Below are 25,860 nucleotides of genomic sequence, written 5' to 3' on the forward strand. Positions count from 1 at the left end.
ATACTTTCTGACTTTGTCTGCCACATGAAACTTCGTTGCAAGAGCATGCAAAATTCCCACACAACAAGTATTAAATAAAGAATTGATGTCTTCTTATTAAATATACCACCTGTCAGCTTTGCTGGCAGGGACGAATAATCAAATGCAGTGAAAGGGATAAAATCATACATGCTTACAAAAAGGATCATACCGTGTCTTGATGTTACGCTTGATGAGGAAGGCGGGACTGTAGTCAAGGGAATAGAATTCGTAGACCTCAGAAAGGCAGGTGACCCTGTAGAGCTTGCCAAGCAATACAACGAGCAGGGAGCAGACGAACTTGTCTTCCTGGATATCACAGCATCCCATGAAGGACGCTCCACTATGATCAATGTCATCGAGAGAACCGCTGACGAGGTATTCATTCCTCTCACCGTGGGAGGAGGCATAAACTCCATTGAGGACGTCCGCCAGATACTGCGTGCCGGTGCCGACAAAGTATCCATCAACACGGCAGCCGTGAAAAACCCGCAGCTAATCAAGGAAGCTTCTGAAATATTCGGCGCCCAGTGCATTGTCACAGCCATCGACTGCAAAAGAAACACCAATATTGAGGACAATTCCGACAAGACCATCCTTGAGCTGGAAGACGGCACCCTTGCATGGTACGAGGTTGTCATCTACGGCGGACGCCAGCCCACTGGTCTCGATGCCGTGCAATGGGCTAAAAAGGTCGAAGAGCTGGGATCAGGGGAAATTCTGCTCACCAGTATGGACAGGGACGGCACCTATGACGGTTTCGACATACCCATTACAAAGAAGCTTTCCGAAGAACTGGAAATACCCATCATTGCATCCGGTGGAGTAGGCAATCCTGAGCACATGTATGAGGGATTTGTAAATGGAAAAGCCGATGCTGCCCTGGCAGCAAGTATTTTCCACTTCGGAGAATACACCGTCAACGACACCAAAGAATACCTCAAAGATAAAAGCATACCAGTCAGGCTTTGAAGGTGATAAAGTGGAGATCGCAGAGTTCCAGCAACTCATGTCTGACCTGTACGCACATAACGATAAAAGGCGAGGACCCACTGCAACCATGCTCTGGTTGGTGGAAGAGGTAGGCGAACTTGCAGAAGCAATCCGCAGGGACGACAAAGAAAACATCAGGGAAGAGCTTGCAGACTGCTTTGCCTGGGTGGGAGCCCTGGCAAACCTTTACGACATAGACCTTGAAGCAGCATTTCTCGAGAAATATCCCGATAAGTGCCCCACCTGTGGTAAAAAGCCCTGTATCTGCCCGGATTGACCGGGTCATCTTTTATAGCCTCGCTTGCATATCCTATTCATAACTAAACGGGGGTTAGTTATGAGCGAAATAAAACCAGGTGAAATAATCGGAGATTTCACACTTTACGATAGCAATCGCAATGAAATACGTTTAAGTGACCTGAAAGGCAAAAAAGTATTGCTTGCATTCCATCCACTGGCCTGGACCAGTGGATGTGCAAAGCACATGAAACTGCTGGAGGACAATTACGAAAGATTCAATTCCATGAATGCAGTAGCCTTTGGAATCAGCATCGATTCAGTGCCTTCCAAAAAAGCCTGGGCCAAAGAACTGGGAATTGAAAACACGGTTTTTCTGGCAGATTTCTGGCCACACGGCGAAGTAGCAAGGATGTACGGGATGTTCAATGAGGAAATAGGAATATCAAAAAGAGCAAGTATCCTTGTAGATGAGGAGCAGAGAGTCAGATTTGTCAGAACCTATGAGATTCATAAATTACCGGACATAGAAGAGATATTTGCTGCTATGGAAGACTAATGCAACAGTTTGCCATTGCGGCATTTGTTTATATTTTTGAGTGATTATTTCATAATTTTTAAATAGTATCCTGTTCTTGTACCACAGAGGTACACTCATGAAAAAAAGTGACAGGAGAATACATTTTATTCTTATTCTGCTCATCACCTTTTCTTTCGCCGCTTCCGGCGGATGCATACAGGACTTTGAAGAAGAAAACAGCTACAGAATAACAGATATTGAGATGGCTGCCGAAAGTGTCAGAAGTTCCTATGTTGACCTGAACGTGACAGCCTACGTCGAAAACCTGGGACATGACAGCCAGGGAAACACTACACTGGTACTCAAGGCTTTCAGCGAGCAGACAGGACTGCTTGAAGTTTCCCAGGAAAAAGAAGTAGGGAAAATTGAAAAAGAAAGTACTGTCGCCGTAAGCCAGACCGTCAGGCTTCCAAAGGATGGAAATTACGCACTGGCACTTAGTTTCTATGAAAACAATGACAGAAAAGCCAGTTCCTCAATAACCATCCGCAACCTCGTTGGTATGCCAACTGACCTTCAGGAAACCGGCATTCAGATAGCTGGAATGGATTTCATGGTGAAGAACGTGACATCCGGGAAAGTTCTCATTGAGAATGACATCTACCTGAAAAATGAGGGTTCAATATCCACAAAGGATTACAGGATACTTGTCAAGGCAAGAGAAATAGATGCCAGGCTTCTGGCAGCCAAGGAATGGACAGTCACCGGAGAAATAGAACCGGAATCAACAGCCATTCGGACTGTCAACCTGAAAGTACCAGACAACTACAATTATGTAGTAGAAGTCACCGTATGGGATGGCGACATCATAGTCATGACCGGCGAGGATTACGTACAACTGAATCCTGAAAAAGTGATCGGCAAGGAAGAGATCATTCAGGCAAAAAGCATCCAGACCAGTGACTTTGTTATGGAAGAAGATTGGGAGGATGCTAATACCGCGGAATATGCCGAAGAAGAGCCAGCCCCCGGTTTCGGGTTCTTGATAGCAACGACAACCCTGTTATCTGCATTACTGATTATCAAAAGAGGAAACAGGAGGGGAAAAAATGAGTGAAGAGAATAGCACAGGGGCCGGGAAGAATAATGCATTTGGCATACCCGTCACTTCGGAGGAAAACATGAGTAAAGAATATACTGCAAGTACCGGGAATACGGGAATTAAAAACAGAACACCTGAAGAATATTTCAGGTGGGCAGTCTTCGGCATAACAATGCTGTTGCTCTGCATGGCAACAATACAACTTTATTTTTCCATGGAAGATACCATAAGAATCTGGTTTGAATGGCAATATGTCTCCCTGTTCAAATCAATATACAATATTGTTGTAATCGTCCTCTGTATCTACATAATAAAACTTTTCGTATTCAGGAAACAGGCTTAAAACCTGCTTCCCTTTTTTCATCTTCATTTTTATATAGGTTTCATGAGTATACTGCAAAGTTCATGATGATTGGAAAACCCGAATTACTTGCCCCTGCCGGGGATATGGAATCACTCATCGCAGCCGTAGAAAACGGCGCAGATGCAGTATATCTCGGGATAAAGGATTTCAGTGCAAGAGCATATGCAGGCAACTTTACAATTGAAGGATTCAAAGAGGCACTGGACTATGCCCATCTTCGAGGCGTCAAGGTCTACGTAACCCTGAACACACTCATAAAGGATACAGAAGTTGAAAAAGCCACAAATCTGATGCAGATACTGGATGAACTTGGAACCGATGCCATTATTGTCCAGGACATAGGACTTCTGTCACTTTCAAGGAAGCTTGTACCCGACCTCCCGGTCCATGCCAGCACCCAGATGACTATACATAATACCGAAGGAGTGCGTTTCCTGCAGGATCTGGGTGTGAAGCGGGTAGTACTTGCAAGAGAGACAACACTTGACGAGATAAGGGATATCAGGCAGAATACGGAAATAGAAATTGAGACTTTTGTCCACGGAGCACTGTGTATCTGCTATTCGGGACAGTGCCTGATGAGCAGTATAATCGGCGGAAGAAGTGGAAACCGGGGACACTGTGCACAACCCTGTAGAAAAAGATACGGCTTGAAACGACAAGATGAAAAGGTCAGCACTCCCGGAGAATTCCTGCTGAGCCCCAGAGACCTGAATACTTCCCCAATACTTCCTGAACTTGTGGAAGCAGGTATAAGCTCTTTCAAAATCGAAGGCCGTATGAAGCGTCCCGAATATGTGGCCGGAGTGGTGCGTATATACCGTCGTCTTCTTGACAGGTGCATGGAAGATCCATCCGGATACTATGTATCCAAAGAAGAGAGTATGCAGCTTGAGCAGTTATTCAACCGCGGTTTCACCAGTGGATACTTCAAAGGCAATCCGGGAAATGCTCTTATGAGCCGGGAGAGGCCTTACAATCGGGGAGTGAACATTGGAAAAGTGACAGGATATGACAAAAAGCACAGACAGCTCACCCTGGAACTGACAGGACCACTGAAGGCAGGCGATGGAATCGGTTTTGAAACGGAACAGGAATCAGGAACCACTATCCAGCAAATGTACAAAAAAGGAAAGCTTACAAAAGAAGCAGATAAGGGCGATATTGTCAACATTCCTTACCATATGTCGTTGAAAAAAGGTACCCGGATTTACAGGACACTTGACAGCTCTCTTATGAAAGAACTTAAACAATCCTTCCAATCCACCGGAAAGAACAAAAAAACACCTGTGACGATTAAAGCAAAGGCTTTCCCCGGAGAAAAAATGGAAGTGAGCATCCGGGATGAAGATAACAATCAGGCAAGTATCATCTCAAACTATTGTGTAGAACCTGCAATAAAAAAAGCAACAACCGAAGAAGAGATGAAAAAGCAACTTTCCAAGCTGGGTAGCACTGTTTTCAAGGCAGAGGATATTGAGATATCAATCGGCAATAGCATCTTCCTGCCAATTAAGGAGATCAATGATGCCAGGAATAAAGCCGTAGAAGAGCTTGAAAAAATGAGAATTGAAAGCAGCAGAAGATCAAAACATTCCCCTTATATCGACTCCGATGAATTGCCGCTACCTCAAAAAACGGGAAAAAAAATTCTCGCAGCAAGTGTCAGTAATATTACAGGGCTTGATTCTGCAATATCCAATGGTATTGGCACAGTATATTATGAAGGAGAAAATTGTGTCAGTGATAATGGAAAAGATTTGATATTGGCGGCTGCTCATGCAAAACAGGCGAACATACCTATCTACATGCACACTCCGCTCATAGTGAATGACAGCGAGATGCCGGAGCTTGAGAAAAGGATAAATATTGCAATGGAAGCCGGTTTTGAAGGTATCCTTGCAGCAAATCCCGGAGTCCTCAGGAAGGCACTGGAGACTGGCATTCCGGTTATCGCTGACAGCCACCTGAATATCTTTAACAGGAAAACCACCGAACTCCTTATTGAAAAAGGTGTCTTGTCGGTAGTACTTTCCCCGGAGATGAATTTCGAACAGATCAAAGGTATCGGACCTGTGATGAAAACGGAGGTCATCGTACACGGACGCCTGCAAGTCATGGTATCCGAACACGGCCTTATTAGAAATCTGACAGGACCTGAAAAAGGTCCGGGCTCATCCACCAAGACAGCAAGCTTTGAACTCGCAGATGAAAAGGGGTTTACCTTCCCGGTAAAAACCGACTGTTCAGACAGGACACATATATTCAATTCAAAAGAGCTCTGCCTTCTGGAAGAAATACCCAAATTGATAGAAAGCGGCGTATCAAGATTCAGGATCGATGTAAGAATGATTGAAGATACACTTGTCGGAAAGGTCACAGCTTCCTACAGAAAAGCAATCGATTCATACTTCTCCAATGAAGATCGGCAGGCAGAAACAGAAAAATGCCAGGATATATCAAAAGAATACACAAGAGGACATTTCCACAGAGGTGTACTATGAGGATATTCCTTTCAGGCTCCATACGCGGAGGAAGGGAAATGCTCCCTGTGTACATGAAGGTATGCAAGCTTCTCCGGCAGGAAGGGCATGAGGTCCTGAGTCAACATGTAGCAGACCCTGCTGTAGAGGAAACAGAATCAGTCATGACAGAGCAGGAAATATACGAGCGGGACATGAGCCTTCTTAAAAAAAGTGAGTGCATGATAGCCGAGGTCAGCATACCTTCCATAGGAGTTGGCTATGAAGTCTGCGGCGCCCTGCAGCTTGGCCTGCCAGTACTTTGCCTGCATTCTCCTGAGGCCAATGTCTCGGCAATGATACTTGGGAATACCAATACGAAACTTATTGCAAAAGAATATGGAAATGAACAGGAATTGCAGGAAATTGTCACATCATTCCTATCAGGACTGGAAAACAAGGTATAAATGCAGGCAGATTCTATTCCGACTACATTTTTTTATTTTCATATAAGTCATTTTTTTGGTAATTATTAAATACTAACCAAGATAATATAAGGCTGGTCACTATGCTAGGTGAGATAGTAATACTTATTGTAGCAATTATAGTTGCATATGTGCTGTTCAAAATACTGAAAACAGCCACAAAAATGGTAATCAACGCAATCCTTGGACTGGTCGTACTTATCGTCGCAAACGCTGTACTCGGACTCAATATCGCATACGACTGGCTGGTTTTCCTGATCTGCGCTATTGCAGGTGTATTTGGCGCTTTGCTGATAATAGTATTAAATTACACTGGAATTGCTTTTGTTTAAAGGCTTAGAACCCCTTTAATTTGATGTCGGGTATATAATTCACCCCGAAATCTCTTTTCAGTCCTGATACTTTTCATTTCCTCGACATTGAATTCTGCAAACAGAGATTCAAGTTCTTCTTCTGTGAAGTAATGATAGATTATACCGCTATTTCGCCGAAAAGTGTTATTTTCAACCTCATCTCCGCCAAACCTCATGTCATCCGTACCGAAAACTTCGAAAAATATCGATCCATGAGGACGAAGCACCCTTCTGAGCTCTTCAACAGCAATTTCTCTTTCACTCTCAAGCAAATGCTGCAACACGCCATAGCAGACAATAGCATCAAAAGAGTCGTCTGAAAACGGAAGATGTGTGATAGAAGAAGCAACTAATCCAGCAGTTTGCCCGCTTTTTTTCAGGTAATTCCTTGCACTTGAGAGAGCAGTTACGGAGATATCCGTACCTGCGACAACAAACTTTTTTGAAAGCGGAAGCAAATACCTGCCATTCCCACAACCTGCATCAAGTACACGGGAACCAGGAGCAAGTACTTTTTCCACCGCAGATACAGGGCGAGGTCCGCCCCATCTTACGTGCCTGTATTCCTCTTCCCAGGCACGGTGAGATTCACCCAGGCCTTTCATATCAGGGTCTGTAGTTTGAGGCTTCCCTGAAGCGCTTGATAAGGAAGTCTTTCTCCATTGATGAGAGGAACCATCCTGCCTTGGGACCCGATTGCTGTCCTAAAACCGAGGTATAAATTGCCTTGAACAGGTCTTTGGGTGCAACTTCCATTTCCTCAGAGCTTACACCTAGCATGGTTGCCATCATTTTGTGAAGTTCCGAATCAGTATTCTTTGCAGAATATACCAGGTTATGATAATCTTCTCCACTTAGTTCATCACTGCTGGCAAGTATGTCGGCAAGCGATGAAAGGAATGCACGCTGCATATCCGAAAGACTGGCAGTCTGAACCGGAAGTTCATCCTTGACACTGAACTTTGCAAAGGGCGGCGCATACATTTCAAGCCAGTTGCCTACGTTATCGGCAAGCTCCCTTATGCATTTCTCGTTCTTTGTGTCATAACCCACTCTCTTGACAATATTTATGATGCGATCAAAGTCCCCACCTGCAGCCTGATAAATAGTCGTCATGTGCTTGAAAGGAATATCAGTATGGCATAGGCCCGCTGCATGCGACAGCTCGATTATCCTGCTTTCATAGGAACCTGGCTCTTCGTTTGAATGAAGGCGTTCGAATTCATCAACCAGGTTGAGCAAAGGTTGTGCAGGATCGAACCTGATATGTTTTTCAGGTTTCGTACGGATGATGAGATAACGAAGTACTTCAGGAGGTACCACCTTCAACATATCCGAAATCGATACAACAACACCAGTAGAAGATGACATTGCACCTTCCTTACCCAGCATAATCCACTCATAGACTATGGGGAAAGGAGCCTCATATCCGTATATCTCCTTTGCAATAGCACGGCCCGTATCATAAGAACCACCCTTAGATGCATGATCTTTTCCAAATGGCTCCACTGTGACACCAAGAGCTTTCCACCTTGCCGGCCAGTCTACACGCCAGGTAAGCTTTCCACCACCTGTCATTGGAACAGTGCCCGTGTCACCGCAAGAGCAGGTATAATCCACGGTTTCCGCATCCAGGTCAAACCCAGTTACTATAGTTGTGTTGATCTTACCGCATGCATTACACACAGGGTTGAAAGGACTCCATTCTTCTGCAGGTGTTTTTCCTGATAGTTTCTGAAGAATGGCTGCTATCTCATCCCTCTTTACAAGAGCTGTTTTAATCGCATCGGTGTAAAGACCCTGCTTGTATAGCTCATCAGCCCTGTAGACTTTGGGATGGATTCCAAGATGTTCAAGGGCTACAAGGAAAGGTTCCAGGAAATGTTCGGAATAACTCTTATGTTCCCCGCAGGGACAGGGGATCTCCGAAAGAGGTTTTCCTACATGCTGGGCATAGCTCTCATCAAGGAAAGGATAGACTTTCCTGAGAGGATCATAGGTATCTGCAATATAGATGAACTCAGCTTCTGCACCTTTGTCAAGCAGAGCCCTGTATGCTACGTCCGCTGTTACTACCTCACGCATGTTGCCTATATGAATGTGACCAGAAGGCGTGATCCCTGTTGCAACAAGGTGCTTCTTGCCTTTTTCAAGAACCTCATCTGCAACTACATCCGCCCAGTGTGTGATATCTGCCATTCTTTTCACCATTATAAGAATGAATAATTGTTATTTTTTGTTAGTTATCTCTGAAGAGATTGTTACCTTAATTATTGCTACCGTTATAACCTTTGCTAAAGACAGGACAAAAGCTCAGTCAAAGACATCCCACTAAATTCATGATGCTGAAACATAGAGCTTGTAATTAACTCAAAAAGCATATATTACTTAATTGCTTACGGTAATCATACGGGATCGGAGAGAGTTGAATGTATCCGGAACGCACAGACGAATATCTTGAAACAATCTTTCTGCTGGTAAGGAAGAACAACTCACCGGCAAGAACAAATCAGATTGCAGAGACTTTAAATGTTTCAGCCCCAAGTGTTACTGAAATGGTCCAGAGGCTCTCGGAAGCCGGACTTGTGGATTATAAACCATATTATGGGGCGGAACTGACGAAACTGGGAAGTCTGCAGGCAATAAAACTGAGACATAGTAATAGGGTCCTTCGCAGATTTCTTTCTGAAGTACTGGGAATAGACCCTGAGAGGGCAACAAAGGAAGCATCTATACTTGAGCATGCCACATCAGAGATAGTGCTTGACCATATCTGCCAGTACATGCAGCATGCAGAGATCTGCCCTAAATGTGAAAGGCACTCTAAAGGAAGGAAATGCTGTAAGTTATCTCAGTAATTTTTTAGTTGAACATCTGAAAAAAAGCAACCATACACCGGAATTCAAAATTTTTTAAATATCAAAAAATTGATATCTGGCGCCCCCTATCCTCCTTAAATAATGCAGATTGTTCGTACCGATGCGAACCGGAAGGTATTAATAACTAACTACTAGTCTAGTAGTTGATGACCCGCATAACCACCACTCGAGAGGATATGCCGTTGAGTACTTCAATGGATATTTTCCATATGAAAAACAGAAGAGACCCAACAAGTGAAGAAGTACTGCCATTTCTAGCAGTTCACGCTAACCACGCAACCATTAATGAAGAATCAGTATTGTATGACGATGAAGAAGTTGCTCACGTTTATACAAAGAATGTCTTCGGAAGCACTCCAAAGGTCACTGTTATTCAGGAAAACGTGGTTGAGCCAGACGTCGGTACTATTTACCACTGAGTCTCATAGTTCAGCAGTTCATCGATTATGCCCCAATCCTTTCCAAAGAATCGATAATCCTTAATAAGGTGTCTTTTCATTGTGATTGTATCAATGAAACCGTACCAGTATACAACCATACCGGTACCATAATTTTCTTCATAATCGGTGAATTGTTTTTTTACATAATACTGGTGTTCTTTTTCATCACCAAATAAAGCTTTACTTTCTATCCAGGATATTTTTTTGCCGTCTATTTCTATATCTTCGTCCAGCAGGAAATCCGGTGTCTTTAGCATTCCCATTTCCCTGAGGTCTTCCTCCGTGCTGAAGGATATCCCCTGCTCTACAAGCCATGCTTCAAGAATGCTCTCTCCGAGTTTGCCCTTGATGGAGTGCAGTTCATGTGCTCGGGGAGAGAAAAAGAAATCAGATTCAATAGCTTCCTTTGCTTCATTCTTCAGGCGCATTTCGGGAAGTTCATTGATGCTCTTAAAAAATGATTTCTTGGGAATTCCCATCTCTTTCAGGAGCATTGAAACCATGAGAGTTGCAGGGATCTTATTCTTCCCGGCTATCTGATCTATTGTCTTTCCTTTTTCCCACAGTTTCAAATGAATCTTACTTTTGCTTTGCACTCTGGAGAATTTCTTTTTGACTTCTGTTACCGTTTTCTGATTAAGTATCGAATAGATTACTCCTACAGGCTCTGAAAAGTGTTCCGCAACCCTGGCAACATCATCAACTCCATCCAAGGCACCATATATCTGTTCGTAAGTATCAATGTCCATGCCTGAATTCCTCACCTGTCGACATTCTCTTAAGCAAACAGTCCTCACACCTTTTTTTTCCGCAGAAGGCCTTTGAATATTCAACTATCAAAGCATGATACTCCTTATAGAGATCAACATTTTCGGGAAGATTATTCTCAAAAAGCCTTTGCAATTGCATGTAGTTACCTTCTATACCCATACAACTCATAATACGAGTAGTGTATGCATCTATTACGAACTTCGGCCTGCCGGCAGCATAGAGTATGATACAGTCAGCAGTCTCATTACCTATACCCCTGATCGATAATAGTGTTTCCCTGAGTTCATTAACCGGAAGGGAGAAAAGGGTTTCCATATTATTCTCAATAAAAAAGTTAGCAATGTCATTCAACCTTGAGGATTTCTGCCTGTAAAAACCACAACATCTGACAAGTTCCTCCACCAGTAAAATGTCAGCATCAGCAAGAGAGCGAGGTTCAAGCAACTTACGCTTTTTCAGGCCGTCTATAGCTTTTTCAACATTAAACCATTTTGTCTGCTGAGTAAGTATAGCGCCTACCACAACTTCAAAAGCTGTTTCTGCGGGCCACCAGTATTGGGGACCCAGCTCATCCAGAAGAATCCTATATATTTCAATAAGCTCATTGTTTTTCATGCTCACAGGGAAATAAAACCGTTATTATTTCCAGAATTCCTCCTCATAGTTATCAGGAAGATCAAGGTTCATTACGTCATCTATGGACTTCCTTTTCTTTTCGGAGGACTGACAACTGTCCGAAGTGATATCGGATTCAATCAGAGTCGTATCTTTGTCACTTGAAACTACCTTTTCATTAAACCGATCTTTTGAACTTTCATCCTGAACAACCGGTTCTGGCTTCAGGCTCGACTTTGTTTCAGAATGGATGGGTTCTGGTGATCTATGTCCGGCAGGCTCGGGCCGTGGTAGTCTTGTTTCCGTTGATCCTGTTTCCTGAAATGTCCTTGCTGGTTGCTCTCTTGTAAACGTCCGTTCACTTTTGGTTTCGCGTTTCAGGCGAGTCCTTTCAGCATAGGTATCCACAACAGGAGAAGATTTTGACATCTTCTTACGTGTAGAACTATAGCCTATGATACACTGTTCATCCCCTGAACGCCAGTCAATAATATAAAGATGACAATCGGCCTTCTTGCATTGTGATACCCCATCTCTGGGGCAGACATCAGGTAACGTCATGGTCATGCGCCTCTAATTATAATTAGTAATTAATACTATTACAGTCCTTTGATAGCACTGGCGATCAGAGGTGCAACACTAACAGAGCTCTGGATCTTCTCGATGGTATCTGTAGAGATGATGTTCTTAACACCGGAATTGTAAAGCCTCATTACGGCATTTCTTGCCAGCACCGGATGCACACATGCCAGATACACATCTTTTGCACCCTGGCTTTTGAGAAGCTTTATTGACTCAACCATCGTCCCTCCGGTCGCGATCATATCATCAAGCAGCACTATATCCTTGCCATTTACATCTACGTTCTTTGTTTTTATGGTTACTGTGTCACCAGACAGACGGGTCTTCTCAAGATAATCATAATCAAAGCCTATTTCCTTTGCAGTTCTCTCTACAAAATCAAGAGCTCCCAAGTCAGGGGAAACCAGCAGAGGGTCCTGAAGACCCAGGGACCTCAAGTGGTGACCTATCAGGTATGCTGCATCCAGATCAAAGGCATCAGCATTGAAATAGTCCAATACATTGGCCTCATGTACATTCACGGTAAAGACCCTGTCTGCATTTATTGTTCTTGCAATAGCCCTTGCACTGATAGGCTCGCCTGTTTTGAATTTCTTATCCTGTCTTGCATACCCCATGTAAGGGATGACAACATTGATGACAGGTGAATCCTCACATGCATCTATGAGCTGTAGCAGTGCTACAAAATCAGAATCTGTCATCGTGCTCTGTATGATGGTTACTTCATCAACATCCTCATCAAGTATGCGGGTATAAAGTTCGCCGTCCGGAAACCTGGTGAAATCACTTATCGTAGGTTCCAGATTAAGTTCCCTTGCAACACGTGATGAAAGAGCCTGAGACGCGGGTCCTCCTATAATCTTCAAATAATTTACCTCTTTAGAACTTCATTTTTGTATTGGTAATGTATCATACAATACATTAGTTTTGGTCGCCTTTTATTTTCTCAACGACTTTTATGTTACGTATACAGGTATGGGGATAGTTACCTGTGTTGTCCTTTTCGGCAGACTTAACCATGTCCCACACTGTAAGAAGTGCTACAGAGACACCTGTAAGTGCTTCCATTTCAACACCGGTTCTTCCTAAAGAACGTACTTCAACAATTGCGGAAACATGTTCTTCACCAATGGAGAAATCCACATCAACACTTGTAATTGGTATCTGATGGCACATTGGTATCATTTCCGGTGTTTTCTTGACGGCCAGTATAGCAGCGATCCTTGCAGTTGAAAGAACATTCCCTTTTTCGATGGTGCCTTTCGTAATCATTTCTACAGTATCCCTGCTAAGAACAATATCACCCGATGCAATAGCCTTCCTGGTGACTACATCCTTGTTACCTATATCAACCATGACCGCCCGGTCGTCCTGAATGTGTGTGAATTCTTTTTTCAACAGATCACCGTTTTAATCGATCCTTAGATTCTGCCTCTGGAAGTAATCCTCAATGGTGCTATTTAGTTTTTCTTCCAGGTCCCTTGCCTCATCGAGACTCAGCTTTAATATATCTTCATCCTCACCATGAACAACCGTGATTCGCACACGTTTCCTTTCTATATCCACAAATATTTTGCGTCCTTCACTTCCCATATTCATAACCCCTTCATTACATCAGTAATCTTTTCGATGACATCACTTGCAAGCAAACCCCAGCCTTTTTGTTCAAAAGCAAGATCTCCTGCCAGTCCACTGATAAAACAGCCGCAACATGCAGCACTCATGGCCCCGTTGGTTGCAAACAATGCACCTACGATTCCGGCAAGTACATCACCGGTGCCTCCAACAGTCATACCGGCATTTCCGGTCCTGTTAAATCTTACATCCTTCCCGTCGGAGACTATATCGATACTTCCTTTGAGAAGTGTCACGACCTGTTTCTCCTTTGAAAAGGCACATATAATATCTTTCTTTTCCCCAATAGCCTCCGGAAGCCTGCCACCTGCAAGTCGGGAGTACTCAATTGCATGGGGAGTTATTATGAACTCTCCGTTTCCAGCCTCTGGTATGGAAAGATTGTAAAGACCATCTGCGTCTATTACTGCTTTTTTACACAAAGGTAGTATTTGGGAGATCGCCTCCTGAGTCTGTTCCTCCCTTCCCAGACCAGGCCCTATCACTACTACATCATGGGACTCCAATAATTCCCGGATTTTCGGGACATGCTCTGGCTTCAGGAAATCTCCTGGAAGACCGGACACTATTAGATTCGGTGAAAATGAATTTACATTATCTGCAATTTTCCCGGGAACTGCCAGTGTTACTATATCCGCACCCGTCCCCAGGGCCGCCATAGCTGCAAACACCGGCGCTCCGAAATAAGGTCCTCCCCCGATCACCAGTATCCTGCCGGAATCACCTTTGTGGGAAAGCGTACTTCTTTTGTGCAGGTTCATAAGATCCCCTTTTCCGACAAAATCCTCCGCATCTCTGCAGACACCTATCTCCACAGTCTTAAGCTCACCTGTAAACTGTCCGGCAGCAGGTAAAAGCAGTTCTTTTTTCATCCTGTGAAATGTAAGAGTGAGATTTGCGCTCACACATTTTCCGGGAATATCAGCGCCCGGGTCAAAGCCTGAAGGAGTATCTACTGAGATAACGAATTTTCCGACATTGTTGATGAGATCAATTGCCGTTGATTCAGGTTCTCTTACGGAGCCTTTTATACCGGAGCCAAGCACTGCATCAACAATAATATCTGCTTCACTCCACCCCTGATATGTTTTTAGTTCGGAGGAATCGGAAATTTCCCTTATATCATTTATGCCACTGCGGTGGAGCAATGAAAAATTGGAATGGGACTCCTCGGTCCTGATCTGGGATTTGCGTCCTAAAAGAACAACTTTTATCTTGTAATCTTCCCTGATCGCAAGATGTCTTGCGGCTACAAAGGCATCCCCGCCATTGTTACCTCTCCCGGCAATAAAAACAACAGTTCCTGAATCTAGCCGTGAAATGATTTCACGTGCAATACCTGCACCGGCATTCTCCATCAATTGAAAGGGACTTAAGCCCAGATATGCACAATTGATATCGATAGCTTTCATACGGGGAAATGTGATAGCATCCATAGTTACCTGTTTTTTATTGTATTGAGACAGCAAGGATTTCACGAATCAGTTTATTGACCGATATCCAAAAAATAAATTATTCCCGAAATTACCGCTTCATGTTTTACTTGCTTTAATGTTAGATTATAAGAGTGAAGCCAAATAAACTTTTAGCCAGCCTCTTAAAAGACCATAATGCACTTCAGGAAAATTGAAGAAAACAATGGTTCAAAGCCATGTATCAAACTTGGGTAATGGGTATTGATTCCTGTTTGTAGTATTCAAACAGTTCCTTGCCCCATTCAAATGCTTTCGGGCCATGAATCATTAGCAGCTTATTATCGAAATTGCCCTCCTTCGTAAACAACCTGAACATAAGACAGTAATCATTTTGGGAGAATGAGATTACATTAATATCCTTGTCATATACGAATAGCTCACCATACCCTTCCGTCACATATTTTCGAAGGTAATCGGTATTCTCTATTTTTAGCTTCTCAAAAAGTTCTTTGGTAATTATAAGGGATATATCCACCCCGCAATCCCTCCATTCCGAAATGAATGAAGCATAGTTGGGAAACAGAAAAGTTGTGAATGAAGTCAATGATTTTGATTTTCTGGTCTTTTCCATGAAACCTCTGTTGATCTCATATATCACAGAAAGGTCGGGTTCAATGACAGTAGAAGATTGAAGTTCATCAAGCCTTTTCAGCAAATGAGGAGGAATAAAACTCAGATCATGGGTTCCCCAGTAATGAATATTCTCATCCAATGCATCCACAAGATCCAGGAGGGGCAACATTTCGCTTACAACCAGTTTTCCAATGACAGTCAGTTCATAAACATCCCCTTCATCTTTACGGAGAAGCTTATGTTCTTCAAGCACACGGACCTGTGGCAGTAAGGCCTGACGGGTTGTCCGAAGAGAATTAAGAATAGATCTCATCTCCTGTGGGCCATCCTGCAGAAAAAGAAGCACATTCTTTCTTTTGTCTGAAGCAAATATCACATCAAGTAAATTCTTTTTCATTGGTTCTCCCATCCCACAGTAAAATTTTACCAATCGCATTATTTAAGGTTTGCTTGATGTTTTGTGATGTAATTAAAAACTAAATAAAGAGAATAAAATAAATCACACATCTACAATATCTGTTCTTTGAATCTCGTATAAGAAGTAAAGATGAGACACCAGATAAACCACCACGCTTTCGGTGCCTCTCTCCTTGTGAATCCGGGATATCCCCATATCCCTCAATTCCACTCCCAAATAATGCGGCTCATAACCCCACGACCCGCAAAACCTAATTGGCTTTTTTTTATATAACCTAAACCTTGGTTAATTTAAATTTTTGCCAAAAAAGACAAGCATAAGTTATCTTCAAACAAAAGGTCTAATTTTAAAGGTATTGAAATTTCAATAGCCGAAAAAATAATCACCTGATTAATAGACAAAGTAAAGTACAAAGGTTCAGGCTATGGAAAAAAGCATTCAGAACAGGAGTATTTATTAAGTTAACTATTTATTCCTTGATAAGCATTTATTTATCGTTTAAATGCAGATTCTCTTTTACCACAATTGTTTAAATATATTAAACGGATTCTACACAAAATGGAGGAAATCTTATTAACGCCATTGCAAAAGAGGTCAGTGCTGCAGACAGGATTAAAATAAAACCCACATACCTCATACTTGGCAGTGGGAGCTTCGGTTTTGCGTTGGCCAAAGAACTCAGGGAACTTGAAAAGGACCTGATTATTGTCGACAAGGATTCACAGAAGGTGGAAACTTTACGTGATGAAGCTTACGAAGCCATTGTAGGAGATGTAAGTGACCCCACACTTCTTGACAGGATCAATACGAAGAATCTTGCAGGTATACTCATTCTGAGTTCCGACCCGCAGGCAAACAAGGCAGCTCTTGAAAACGTAAGAAAAAAGGTCTCAAGGGATGTTTATTGTGTTGCAAGGGCTCCTGATGTTATTAATATGCAGGAAATGGAGACAATGGGTGCTGACCTTGTTATCATGCCACCCAGAATGGTTGCCAAATCCCTTTCAAGGTCACTGGAACGTGCAGAAGGACTCAGGCGTGGTAACAAACTTACACAATGGTTTGAAAGTATCAGGGGCAAACAGCTTGCCATTGTGGTCCATAATAATCCAGACCCTGATGCCATTGCCGGTGCACTGGGACTTATGGCGATCTCCAATTCATATGATGTCGCAGCAGACATAGTGTACCAGGGAGAAATCGGACATCAGGAAAACAAGGCTTTTGTAAATCTGCTGGACATCGACCTTTACAGAATTGAGGATATAGATCTGATAAGCTACGACAAGATCGCACTTATCGACTGTTCAGTCCCAGGGGCTAATAATCCTCTTTCTCCAAACACCAGCATAGGAGTCATAATCGACCATCATCCAATCACTGATGTCGAAATCGATGCAGAGTTTATTGACATACGCCCGAACGTTGGCGCATCGTCAACTATCGTTACAAAATACCTGCAGGAACTAAATGTGGATATCGACAGCAAGCTTGCAACAGCCCTGTTGTACGGCATCAGGACCGATACCATGGACTTTAAGAGGAATACGGATTCGGCTGATCTCTCGGCTGCATCATACCTGTATCCACTTTCAGACCATGACATACTAGACCAGCTTGAACGTCCTTCTATGTCAATAGAAACTCTGGACGTATTGGGCGAAGCAATCAATAACAGACAGGTTACCGGAAGTTACTTACTCTCCAATGTTGGAAGTGTCCGTGACAGGGATACATTGCCACAGGCTGCAGACTACCTGCTAAACCTTGAAGGCATTTCAACATCGCTGGTGTTCGGAGTGAGTGAGGACAAAATATTCCTTTCGGGAAGAAGCAATGACATCCGTGTAAATCTGGGAGATGTCATGAAACGCGCTTTCGGCGAAGATGCCGGAGGAGGACATGCCAACGCAGCTGCAGCGCAGATAGAACTAGGACTTTTCAGTTCTGCAAAGGACAGGCAAACTCTTCTCAGACTGGTCAATGAGGCTGTAGTCAAGCGCTTCCTGGGTGCTGTCGGTGTAGAAGAGAACGGAGAATAAAATCTTCCAACAATCTTTTTTTATGATTTCGCAGGGAAGAGGCTTTGCATCAGATTATATATAACAAACCATATGCATTGGGAACAGTATACTCAAATATAGATTTAAATTCACACATTGTTTCCAATATGTTTAATTTATTGCTTTTGTACCTTCCAAGGATCTTATTCAAAGACAAATCATTTCAGCAGATTGACCAGGGATATTATTTTCTTTGAGGGCCTGCAGCCCTACGTCAACCATCTCGGAAAATAGAGACTCTTTTGCGTCAAAGACAGGATTATTATCACAAATGTGGATTCCTGATCCAGCAGAAAAGGATACTACAAGGTTGTGATTTTGTAATACGTAGCATCAAGCAGTTTTCATGAATTATCATGCATATTCATAAGATTAACACTCCGAAGTAGGCAGGCACAAGTGAATCAACCACATATACGCTACGAAGAGTATGCAACCGTATGTACAGTACGATATTAATGCCACGTGAAGAATACATGTATGAAACAAGCACATCTACAAATGAAGATTTTACTGCCACGACGAAAAATCAACATCCTTGGACGGTATTGTATAATCATAAAAATCATACTGCAAAGCAAATACCAGCATTCTACTAGTGACTCCCTTTTGAAGCAATAGTTTACAGAGAAGGAGATAAAGAATAGTGTTTCAAGAGAAAACATGAAAAGGATTTCTTAAAGATTGAATAAACATGACTTCGTCACCCAGATATACAAAATGATACATATAATAAAGGCTATTTGAAAACATAGATATGAAAATGCATCTAATTTTAAATATATAATTCAATGATGCTAGGTGCTGCTACTTAAAAAAAACAATTGCACCTTATTCAGGAACTAAGATGCAAACTGCCTACAATAAATCCTTATACCAATTTCACTTAGAACAACAAAAATGAGCACGAACTTCAAAGAACTCCTCATAAGAAATCTGACAGAAGAAATCAAGAACGCAGAAAGAATAGACGTTGAGGAAATTGCATTGCAAATACGTAACATCGGCTTTTCCTGCAATATGTGTGGTAAATGCTGCAGAAAAGATTACGGAGACAATACCGTAATAGTCAGCCCCGGAGAAATTGAGCGTATTTGTAATTACACCAGGACCGAACACCATCGGATTGTCATGCCCCTTACGGAACATGAAACTATACCTGACAGGAAATATCTCGAAGATAACAGAGACCTGATAGATACAGACGGCAATATCCATACCTTCGGGTGGAAGTTATCTCAGAAAATAAACGGAGACTGCAACTTCATAGAGGAGAAAGAAGCAGGGAACCGCTGCAGCATTTATCAAGCTCGTCCCATGTTGTGTAGTACATATCCCTTTTACATGGAAAACGGCGAACTGAAGACATCCGAATGTGAAGGACTCGGGCAACAAATATCCATTGAAAACAGCCGGAAACTTGCAGGAGAAGTTGTATCAAGATACGTTGCAGAAACCGAGGAAACCATCAGGCTCTACAAAGGATACGAAGGATTCGAATTGGGACCTGAAAATCTTAATAAGGCCCTGGACAATATACGGGAAGGTCTTATTAACTATATAGTACATGACAGCAAAGGAAGTCACAGGACTAGACTAAAAATAAACAGATCATCGATTAATTAATAACATATAAAATTTGTGAAGTGATTACATGTCCAGCAATACTGAGCAAGCAATGACAATCTCCGAGAAGATTTTTTCAAGAGCTTCCGGAAAAACGGTAAAAGCCGGAGAATTCGTACTGGCCAATATAGACAGGGCAATGACCCATGACATCACAGGACCCCTTGCAGTCGAAGGTTTTTATGAAATAATGAAGGACAAGGAAGAGAAAAAAGTATGGGATCCAAGCAAAATAGTCATCCTTTTTGACCACCAGGTACCGGCAGATTCCCTTAACGCTGCTGCCAACCACACAATGCTCAGGAAGTTTGCGAAGGAGCAAGGCATAATCAATTATGATGTATACGAAGGTGTCTGCCATCAGGTAATGCCTGAAAAGGGACACGTCAAGCCCGGCGATCTTATCGTGGGTTCCGATTCACATACATGTGCCTACGGAGCACTCGGTGCATTCTCAACAGGCATCGGATCAACAGATATGGCTGCAGTGTTTGCATCCGGGAAACTTTGGTTCAAAGTTCCCGAAACTATCAGGTTTGAAGTTGAAGGAAAGCTCCCAAAGAATGTCTATTCAAAGGATGTCATTCTCCATCTCATAGGAGATGTGGGAGCGGAAGGTGCAAGATACAAGGCAGCAGAGTATGCAGGTTCAACCATCAGGTCAATGCCAATGTCCGAGCGCATGACTGTTTCTAACATGGCCATCGAGATGGGAGGAAAGGCAGGTATCATCGAAGCGGATAAGGTCACCGAGAAGTACCTCAAAGAGCGTATGCCGGATTATGAATTCGATCCTTACTGGGCATCTGACGAAGATTCAGAATACGAACTTCATGAGTACGACGTCAGTAACCTTGAACCACAGGTCGCATGTCCGCACAATGTAGACAATGTCAAACCGGTAACTGAAGTGGAAGGTACAAAGGTCGACCAGGTTTTCGTAGGTTCCTGTACCAACGGAAGGTTCGAAGACATCGAAGTTGTCGCCAAGATGATGGGAGACGAGCCTGTTGCAAAAGATGTAAGGCTTCTCATAATACCTGCATCAAGGACTGAATACATGAAGGTGCTGAAAGCAGGTTACATTGAGCAGTTCATGGAGGCAGGGGCAATGGTGGAATCACCATGTTGCGGACCATGTATGGGAGGTTCATTCGGACTTCTGGGAGATGGCGAGGTAGGACTTGCAACATCCAATCGTAACTTCAAAGGAAGAGAAGGAAGCCCACAATCCTTTGTATACCTGAGCTCACCTGCAACAGCAGCAGCTTCAGCCCTCACCGGAGAAATCACAGACCCAAGAAAGATTTGAGCCTCTTCTGCTCCATCTTTCCTCGATCTGCGACCAAAACAATTATATGACAAAATTAATATGATACTTTAGGCGTTGGATAACCAACACAGTCCCGTCATATTGTGTAGGATTACAGCCAACGTCACTATACTATTTCTTAAATATTATTCACCAAGTCGGCTACAGACAGACATAAATGAGATACATTCATATTTCGCCGCAGGAGATAAATCATGACCGATACTGACCTTTCCATTCTCAATGAAATCTATGATGTCATACTTGAACGCAAGAGCAACCCGGTTGAGAATTCCTATGTATGCTCCCTGCTAAGTCACAGAAAGGGTATTGATAAAATACTCGAAAAAGTGGGAGAAGAATCAATTGAGACAATACTTGCAGTAAAGGGAAATAATAAAGAAGAGATGATTTATGAGTCATCTGACCTGCTTTTCCATCTCATGGTAATGTTTGTGGCAAAAGGAATTACCCTTGACGAAATAGCGGAAGAACTCAAAAAGCGTAGAAAATAGTTCTGAATTATCATATATAGGCACGCAAGGATGCTGAGCTGAAAGAGTGCAAAAAACTAAAAGAATAAAATGACTATTCAGTATTAATAAACAGTCAGTTCATGGAAAATATCTTTCTTGGAGAGAATGCCCTTTGGGACTCCTTCAAAAGCAACTAGCAAGAAGCCTATATTGTGTTTATCGAAAACCTTTACGGCATCATATAAGGATGTTTCAGAATCTACCGTGATCAATTCCTTTGTCATAATGTCCTTGACCTTTGCAGTCATCTTGCCACTTGCTACCGCATCCCCGATGTCAGTGAAGGTAACTATACCGATTATCTCTTCATTATCTTTCACCGGTGCACCGTGTATACCATTTTCGACAAGTATCCTTGCAGTTTCCTGGATTGTTGCGTTTGCATTGATAGTAATGATGTCCATGCGTGCATAATTCTTTACGGGTTTCTTTGGTAGAGAGATCATCTCGTTTATTGAAAATACCAGGGTATTGTGAGTATCATCACGACCAACCACATCTCCACGGACAACCAGCTTATTTACCGGCGTCGGACCCATCTGGACCTTATCTCCCTGCTCGAAACTTTTGATATTACCAAGTACTTTAATTATACCATGACAGAGATCTGGATGTCGGACCGTCGTAAAACTTATTTCTGCTACTGTTGCACCGTTCACTATCTCATCATTACGGAAGATCGGCACCTGGGCCTCATGGTCCATTGCCGTAATGCTAAGTGCCTCATAGGCCTCACCTGTGGCTTTATACCCGCCTTTCGGACCGGGAACACCTTCTACAAGACCTAGTACCTTGAGAGACTGCATCTGGTTTCTAACAGTGCCTGGATTGCGATTTATAAGTTCAGCAATCTCCTCGCCTTTGACTGCGCGGTCTTTTTCCCTCTGAAGATTGATTAATGCTATGAGAATATCTTTTTGGATAGGAGCTAGCTCCATCAAATCACCGTTCCCTAAAACAATACTACAATACTCAAAAGAGATATATATATTTGTAGTATTTCAACTACACGATACACAAAAAGAATATATTCTTCAGGTAAGGAATACAAATTTATATCTTCAGGTGATTGAGCCCGGCAGGTAAAGAGAATATGATATTTGAAAAAATCCACACTGTCCCGACATCTGACGAATTGGTGGACAAGTCATTCAGGAGAGCAACCCGGGCAATGTCCGGAAAAAAGATCACAGGAAGGGAAACGTTACTCAAAGCAAACGAATCCATGGTATTGACTTCTGCCAATATACTCACGGACAATCTGGCAAACATAGTTCGCCGTTTTCCCACTTTTGAAGATTTACCTCCTTTTTATTATGAACTGGCCGACATTCTTGTAGGCGTTGACGAAATGAGGAAGGCACTCGCCAGAATAGATTGGGCCAGCGCCAAGATACACGAAGTAGCAAGGGAATATGTAGCCAAGATGCGCCGTTCAAAAGATCCCATGTCCTTAAGGAAGCAATGCTTCGGACGCCTCGGATCCATTATGGGTTCAATAGACAAGGAACTCAAATTTCTCAATGAAGCACGTAACAAACTCAGGAAACTTCCCGATGTTCACAACGAACCTACCATAGTAGTTGCAGGTTATCCGAATATTGGCAAGTCCAGTTTTGTTTCCATGGCAACCGGAGCAAGACCTGAGATAGCATCCTACCCATTCACAACAAAAGGAGTTTCCATCGGACATTTCATGGTTGGAAATGAGAGATATCAGGTAATGGATACACCAGGACTTCTTGACAGGCCAATGTCGGAAAGAAATGAAATTGAACTGCAGGCTATCACGGCACTAAAACACCTGAATGCTGTTGTCCTTTTCATCATAGATGCCTCTGAGACATGCGGTTATGAGATTCATGAGCAGGTTAACATGCTTGATGAGGTCAGAGAACAGTTTACACTACCCCTGCTAACTGTTGCGAACAAGTCCGACCTTCCCCAATTCAGAGAACTGGATATTTCTGATATGCAAATGTCCACAGCTACCGGAGAAGGAGTACAGGAAGTCCTGGAAAGACTGGTAGGAATGATTGAAAAAAGTGAGGAATAGAGGTTTCAGATTTAGATCTATACCTCTATGAATTTTTAATATATTTTTAACATTCAGAGAACGTTTTCCATTATTTGCAGAGCCTTTTTTATGTTTTCCTGGGATGCTGCGTAAGAAAGGCGAATATAACCATCCCCAAGGTCCCCGAAAGCTGTTCCCGGAACAACTATCACACCATTGGAAATCAATTTCCCTGCAATTTCTGCTGAGTCTTCAACTTTTGGAAATGCGTAAAAGGCACCCTTTGGAAGTTCACACTCCAAGCCAAGAGAATTCAGACCTTTAACCAGAATATCCCTGCGCTGCCTGAATTCTTCCCGCATCTGGATGACAGGATCAAGAGGTCCATTCAGAGCTGCAACCGCTGCCTTCTGGGCAATTGAATTGGCACATGCCTGGACATACTGGTGCACCTTTATCATCTGCTCGGTATATTCACTTCTAGCAGCAACATAACCAAGCCTCCAGCCAGTCATAGAATAAGTCTTGGATACGGCATTCACAGTGACCACATTATCCGAATAACGAGCCGGGCTTATGTGCTCTCCTTCGTAAATGAAATGTTCGTAGACTTCATCAGAGATCAATGCGATACCCTGATCATCAGCAATCTCAGCGAATGCTTTCATGTCACTCTTGCTCTGGACAGCACCGGTAGGGTTTGCAGGAGAATTAACGATTAATGCCTTGGTTTTCGGAGTGATCCGTTCAACAACATCTTCGGGCCTGATTGTGAGGTCATCCCCAAGAGGAAGTGATGATACCTTTCCACCCATCAACTCCACAAGTGCATTGTAAGAAACAAAACCCGGATTTGCGATCATTACCTCATCCCCGGGGCCTACGAGAGAAGCTATGGCTATTTCCAGCGCTTCAGAAGCACCGGATGTAACAATAACTTCTTCAGGTGCAACATCGAAACTGTTCTCTCTTTTGAACTTGGAACTGATGGCCTGGCGAAGTTCCTGGATACCTGCTCCGTAAGTATAAGCAGTAAAACCATCATTTATAGCTTCAATTGCAGCCTGCTTTATGTGTTCAGAAGTATCAAAATCCGGCTGACCCAGGCCCAGATTTACAGCATCCGACCCTGCGGCCTCAAACATTTTCCGGATACCGGAAATATCTATATCCAGAACCCTTTGTGCAAACTTCGGACTGGCCATCATTTATCACCGTTACTCAATATTAGTATGTCTTGATTTCAGATCAGCTTCAGAAGCACCTGTTATATAGATCAGTTCTGCGATAACAGCGTCAAGGAATACACTTGCAGAAGTCTCAAATGAAGTACCCAGAGGTGTAAGGTAACTGTATTCACCACGCATATGACGTTCCAGATAGCCTCCTGCATCTTCCTTTGTCCTTCCGGGCAATTCGGCCACGACATCTGCAAGATTGCCAAGTTTCGATTCTTTGTTAGAAGTTATTGCTATCACAGTAGCACCGATATCCTTTGCAACCTTTCCCAGATCAGCAACTGAACGTGTCTGTCCGGAACCGGATATGGCGATCACCGCATCTTCATCACTTACGGCTGGAGTCGTTGTCTCTCCCACTACATGAGAAGAGAGACCAAGGTGCATAAGTCTCATGGCAAAAGCCCTGCCCACAAGACCCGACCTTCCTGCCCCTAATACAAAAACACGCCTGGCATTAAGAATCTCTGTTAGCATCTCTTTTATCGAATCGTTGTCAAGCTCCTCTGCTAATTTTTCAAGATGTACCGCCATCAAAAGAATAGAGGATTTTAGGTGCTCACATTCGGTCATATCTGTTTCTTTCATAATCGGATAACCTCACATAGGTAAAAAATGCATAACATCATTCATAATTCTTATCTTTTGAATCTTCTTTATAATTGATGTTCTTGATTTTCCAGCCCTTGATGTTACTAAGTTCTTCATGCAGACGCATGATATCAGAGCCATCGCCGGTCCAATAGCAATCCAGAACTGCGTTCTCATTCTTAAGTTCTCTGGTTACTGAGTTCGCAAGAGTAAAAAGAGCTTTTTTGCTTGAAAAAGGAACATTGAAAGTAGTCCTGTAACCATCCTCAGACCTTGCATAGGATACCAACACGTAACCATTACTTTCGAAATCCGTGATCTCATCAAAAGCACAAACCATCTCCAGTTCATGGACAGCAGCCTGATCTATCTTGGCAATACCAAGGAATATCTGGCCTATGACAACATCAGGAACCTGGCGCCCAAACCATATGGAGATTTTGCCGTATGTACACACTACATTCACATCATCCCTTCCCATCTCAAAGGATGAAAGGGGGAGGTGAGGAGATATCAGACTTTCTTTACTTTCTTTTGTCCTCATTAAGGTTCACG

At 42.9% G+C, this 25,860-nt stretch carries 29 protein-coding genes; 15 read left to right on the top strand and 14 right to left on the bottom strand.

The window, feature by feature from the left end:
- The first annotated feature begins 168 nt into the window (after positions 1 to 168).
- From hisF to V7O62_RS08530, 8 genes are all read left to right on the top strand, one after another.
- Entirely contained in the window at positions 169 to 990 is an 822-nt protein-coding gene (hisF, locus tag V7O62_RS08495; RefSeq protein WP_406655852.1) for an imidazole glycerol phosphate synthase subunit HisF, read from the top strand.
- Between the two features lie 10 nt (positions 991 to 1,000).
- Positions 1,001 to 1,288, top strand: a complete 288-nt coding sequence (locus tag V7O62_RS08500) for a MazG nucleotide pyrophosphohydrolase domain-containing protein (RefSeq protein ID WP_406655854.1) — start codon at positions 1,001 to 1,003, stop codon at positions 1,286 to 1,288.
- Positions 1,289 to 1,348: 60 nt separating this feature from the next.
- Positions 1,349 to 1,807, top strand: a complete 459-nt coding sequence (locus V7O62_RS08505) for a peroxiredoxin (RefSeq protein WP_406655856.1) — start codon at positions 1,349 to 1,351, stop codon at positions 1,805 to 1,807.
- Positions 1,808 to 1,904: 97 nt separating this feature from the next.
- Entirely contained in the window at positions 1,905 to 2,885 is a 981-nt protein-coding gene (locus tag V7O62_RS08510; protein ID WP_406655858.1) for a hypothetical protein, read from the top strand.
- The gene (locus tag V7O62_RS08515; protein WP_406655860.1) at positions 2,878 to 3,213 is read left to right on the top strand and encodes a hypothetical protein; all 336 of its coding nucleotides are present in this window, start codon (positions 2,878 to 2,880) and stop codon (positions 3,211 to 3,213) included. Before V7O62_RS08510 ends, V7O62_RS08515 begins: the two co-directional genes overlap by 8 nt.
- Before the next feature lie 62 nt (positions 3,214 to 3,275).
- Positions 3,276 to 5,738 (top strand): DUF3656 domain-containing protein, encoded by a 2,463-nt coding sequence (locus V7O62_RS08520; RefSeq protein ID WP_406655862.1) that lies wholly within the window; start codon positions 3,276 to 3,278, stop codon positions 5,736 to 5,738.
- The gene (locus V7O62_RS08525; protein ID WP_406655864.1) at positions 5,735 to 6,163 is read left to right on the top strand and encodes a nucleoside 2-deoxyribosyltransferase; all 429 of its coding nucleotides are present in this window, start codon (positions 5,735 to 5,737) and stop codon (positions 6,161 to 6,163) included. The genes V7O62_RS08520 and V7O62_RS08525 overlap by 4 nt, the downstream gene beginning before the upstream one ends.
- A gap of 101 nt (positions 6,164 to 6,264) precedes the next feature.
- Positions 6,265 to 6,513, top strand: coding sequence for a pro-sigmaK processing inhibitor BofA family protein (locus V7O62_RS08530; protein WP_406655866.1), 249 nt, complete (start codon positions 6,265 to 6,267; stop codon positions 6,511 to 6,513).
- Here the strand turns inward: V7O62_RS08530 and V7O62_RS08535 are convergent.
- Complete coding sequence (locus V7O62_RS08535; protein WP_406655868.1) at positions 6,510 to 7,139, bottom strand: class I SAM-dependent methyltransferase; 630 nt, start codon at positions 7,137 to 7,139, stop codon at positions 6,510 to 6,512. The two genes, V7O62_RS08530 and V7O62_RS08535, sit on opposite strands and share 4 nt — an antisense overlap.
- A 1-nt stretch (position 7,140) precedes the next feature.
- Positions 7,141 to 8,733, bottom strand: coding sequence for a lysine--tRNA ligase (gene lysS, locus V7O62_RS08540; RefSeq protein ID WP_406655870.1), 1,593 nt, complete (start codon positions 8,731 to 8,733; stop codon positions 7,141 to 7,143).
- A gap of 230 nt (positions 8,734 to 8,963) precedes the next feature.
- Here lysS and V7O62_RS08545 point away from each other — a divergent pair, with 230 nt between their 5' ends.
- Together V7O62_RS08545 and V7O62_RS08550 are read left to right on the top strand one after the other, a co-directional pair.
- Entirely contained in the window at positions 8,964 to 9,392 is a 429-nt protein-coding gene (locus tag V7O62_RS08545) for a metal-dependent transcriptional regulator (protein WP_406655872.1), read from the top strand.
- Positions 9,393 to 9,559: 167 nt separating this feature from the next.
- Positions 9,560 to 9,832 carry a hypothetical protein gene (locus V7O62_RS08550; RefSeq protein WP_406655874.1) on the top strand — a complete coding sequence of 91 codons (273 nt, stop codon included), beginning with the start codon at positions 9,560 to 9,562 and terminating at the stop codon, positions 9,830 to 9,832.
- Here V7O62_RS08550 and V7O62_RS08555 read toward each other — a convergent pair.
- The 8 genes from V7O62_RS08555 to V7O62_RS08590 form a co-directional block, all read right to left on the bottom strand.
- Positions 9,823 to 10,602, bottom strand: a complete 780-nt coding sequence (locus V7O62_RS08555; protein WP_406655876.1) for a C15orf41 family protein — start codon at positions 10,600 to 10,602, stop codon at positions 9,823 to 9,825. The two genes, V7O62_RS08550 and V7O62_RS08555, sit on opposite strands and share 10 nt — an antisense overlap.
- Positions 10,592 to 11,239 (bottom strand): endonuclease III domain-containing protein, encoded by a 648-nt coding sequence (locus V7O62_RS08560; RefSeq protein WP_406655878.1) that lies wholly within the window; start codon positions 11,237 to 11,239, stop codon positions 10,592 to 10,594. The genes V7O62_RS08555 and V7O62_RS08560 overlap by 11 nt, the downstream gene beginning before the upstream one ends.
- A 24-nt stretch (positions 11,240 to 11,263) precedes the next feature.
- Positions 11,264 to 11,806, bottom strand: coding sequence for a hypothetical protein (locus tag V7O62_RS08565; RefSeq protein WP_406655880.1), 543 nt, complete (start codon positions 11,804 to 11,806; stop codon positions 11,264 to 11,266).
- Positions 11,807 to 11,838: 32 nt separating this feature from the next.
- Positions 11,839 to 12,687, bottom strand: a complete 849-nt coding sequence (locus V7O62_RS08570; protein ID WP_406655882.1) for a ribose-phosphate diphosphokinase — start codon at positions 12,685 to 12,687, stop codon at positions 11,839 to 11,841.
- A 55-nt stretch (positions 12,688 to 12,742) separates the two neighbouring features.
- Positions 12,743 to 13,219, bottom strand: coding sequence for a cyclic pyranopterin monophosphate synthase MoaC (gene moaC, locus V7O62_RS08575; RefSeq protein ID WP_406655884.1), 477 nt, complete (start codon positions 13,217 to 13,219; stop codon positions 12,743 to 12,745).
- A 12-nt stretch (positions 13,220 to 13,231) separates the two neighbouring features.
- The gene (locus tag V7O62_RS08580) at positions 13,232 to 13,414 is read right to left on the bottom strand and encodes a hypothetical protein (protein WP_406655885.1); all 183 of its coding nucleotides are present in this window, start codon (positions 13,412 to 13,414) and stop codon (positions 13,232 to 13,234) included.
- A gap of 2 nt (positions 13,415 to 13,416) precedes the next feature.
- Complete coding sequence (locus tag V7O62_RS08585) at positions 13,417 to 14,892, bottom strand: NAD(P)H-hydrate dehydratase (protein ID WP_406655887.1); 1,476 nt, start codon at positions 14,890 to 14,892, stop codon at positions 13,417 to 13,419.
- A gap of 220 nt (positions 14,893 to 15,112) precedes the next feature.
- Positions 15,113 to 15,901 carry a helix-turn-helix transcriptional regulator gene (locus tag V7O62_RS08590; RefSeq protein WP_406655889.1) on the bottom strand — a complete coding sequence of 263 codons (789 nt, stop codon included), beginning with the start codon at positions 15,899 to 15,901 and terminating at the stop codon, positions 15,113 to 15,115.
- A gap of 638 nt (positions 15,902 to 16,539) precedes the next feature.
- Between V7O62_RS08590 and V7O62_RS08595 the strand changes: the two genes are divergently transcribed.
- The 4 genes from V7O62_RS08595 to hisE all read left to right on the top strand — a co-directional run bounded on the left by V7O62_RS08595 (position 16,540) and on the right by hisE (position 21,438).
- A complete protein-coding gene (locus V7O62_RS08595) occupies positions 16,540 to 17,964 on the top strand; it encodes a DHH family phosphoesterase (RefSeq protein ID WP_406658272.1) in 1,425 nt (474 codons plus the stop codon).
- Positions 17,965 to 18,885: 921 nt separating this feature from the next.
- Complete coding sequence (locus V7O62_RS08600; protein WP_406655891.1) at positions 18,886 to 19,611, top strand: YkgJ family cysteine cluster protein; 726 nt, start codon at positions 18,886 to 18,888, stop codon at positions 19,609 to 19,611.
- A gap of 28 nt (positions 19,612 to 19,639) precedes the next feature.
- A complete protein-coding gene (locus V7O62_RS08605; RefSeq protein WP_406655893.1) occupies positions 19,640 to 20,923 on the top strand; it encodes a 3-isopropylmalate dehydratase large subunit in 1,284 nt (427 codons plus the stop codon).
- A 215-nt stretch (positions 20,924 to 21,138) separates the two neighbouring features.
- Positions 21,139 to 21,438 (top strand): phosphoribosyl-ATP diphosphatase, encoded by a 300-nt coding sequence (hisE, locus tag V7O62_RS08610; RefSeq protein WP_406655895.1) that lies wholly within the window; start codon positions 21,139 to 21,141, stop codon positions 21,436 to 21,438.
- Positions 21,439 to 21,521: 83 nt separating this feature from the next.
- Here the strand turns inward: hisE and V7O62_RS08615 are convergent, their stop codons facing one another.
- Positions 21,522 to 22,397: a CBS domain-containing protein gene (locus V7O62_RS08615; RefSeq protein ID WP_406655897.1), complete on the bottom strand. Its 876-nt coding sequence runs from the start codon at positions 22,395 to 22,397 to the stop codon at positions 21,522 to 21,524.
- 155 nt (positions 22,398 to 22,552) lie between these two features.
- Here V7O62_RS08615 and V7O62_RS08620 point away from each other — a divergent pair, with 155 nt between their 5' ends.
- On the top strand, positions 22,553 to 23,515 hold the full coding sequence (locus V7O62_RS08620; RefSeq protein WP_406655898.1) for an NOG1 family protein: 963 nt from the start codon (positions 22,553 to 22,555) through the stop codon (positions 23,513 to 23,515).
- A gap of 53 nt (positions 23,516 to 23,568) precedes the next feature.
- Here the strand turns inward: V7O62_RS08620 and V7O62_RS08625 are convergent, their stop codons facing one another.
- Genes V7O62_RS08625 through V7O62_RS08635 form a run of 3 tightly spaced genes read right to left on the bottom strand, consistent with a single transcriptional unit; the run spans position 23,569 to position 25,849 of the window.
- A complete protein-coding gene (locus tag V7O62_RS08625) occupies positions 23,569 to 24,681 on the bottom strand; it encodes a pyridoxal phosphate-dependent aminotransferase (RefSeq protein WP_406658273.1) in 1,113 nt (370 codons plus the stop codon).
- A gap of 12 nt (positions 24,682 to 24,693) precedes the next feature.
- On the bottom strand, positions 24,694 to 25,302 hold the full coding sequence (gene hxlB / locus V7O62_RS08630) for a 6-phospho-3-hexuloisomerase (RefSeq protein WP_406655899.1): 609 nt from the start codon (positions 25,300 to 25,302) through the stop codon (positions 24,694 to 24,696).
- Positions 25,303 to 25,339: 37 nt separating this feature from the next.
- Positions 25,340 to 25,849: a hypothetical protein gene (locus tag V7O62_RS08635; protein ID WP_406655900.1), complete on the bottom strand. Its 510-nt coding sequence runs from the start codon at positions 25,847 to 25,849 to the stop codon at positions 25,340 to 25,342.
- Between the last annotated feature and the right edge of the window lie 11 nt (positions 25,850 to 25,860).

The organism is Methanolobus sp. ZRKC2, from assembly GCF_045291185.1.
Lineage (GTDB): Archaea > Halobacteriota > Methanosarcinia > Methanosarcinales > Methanosarcinaceae > Methanolobus.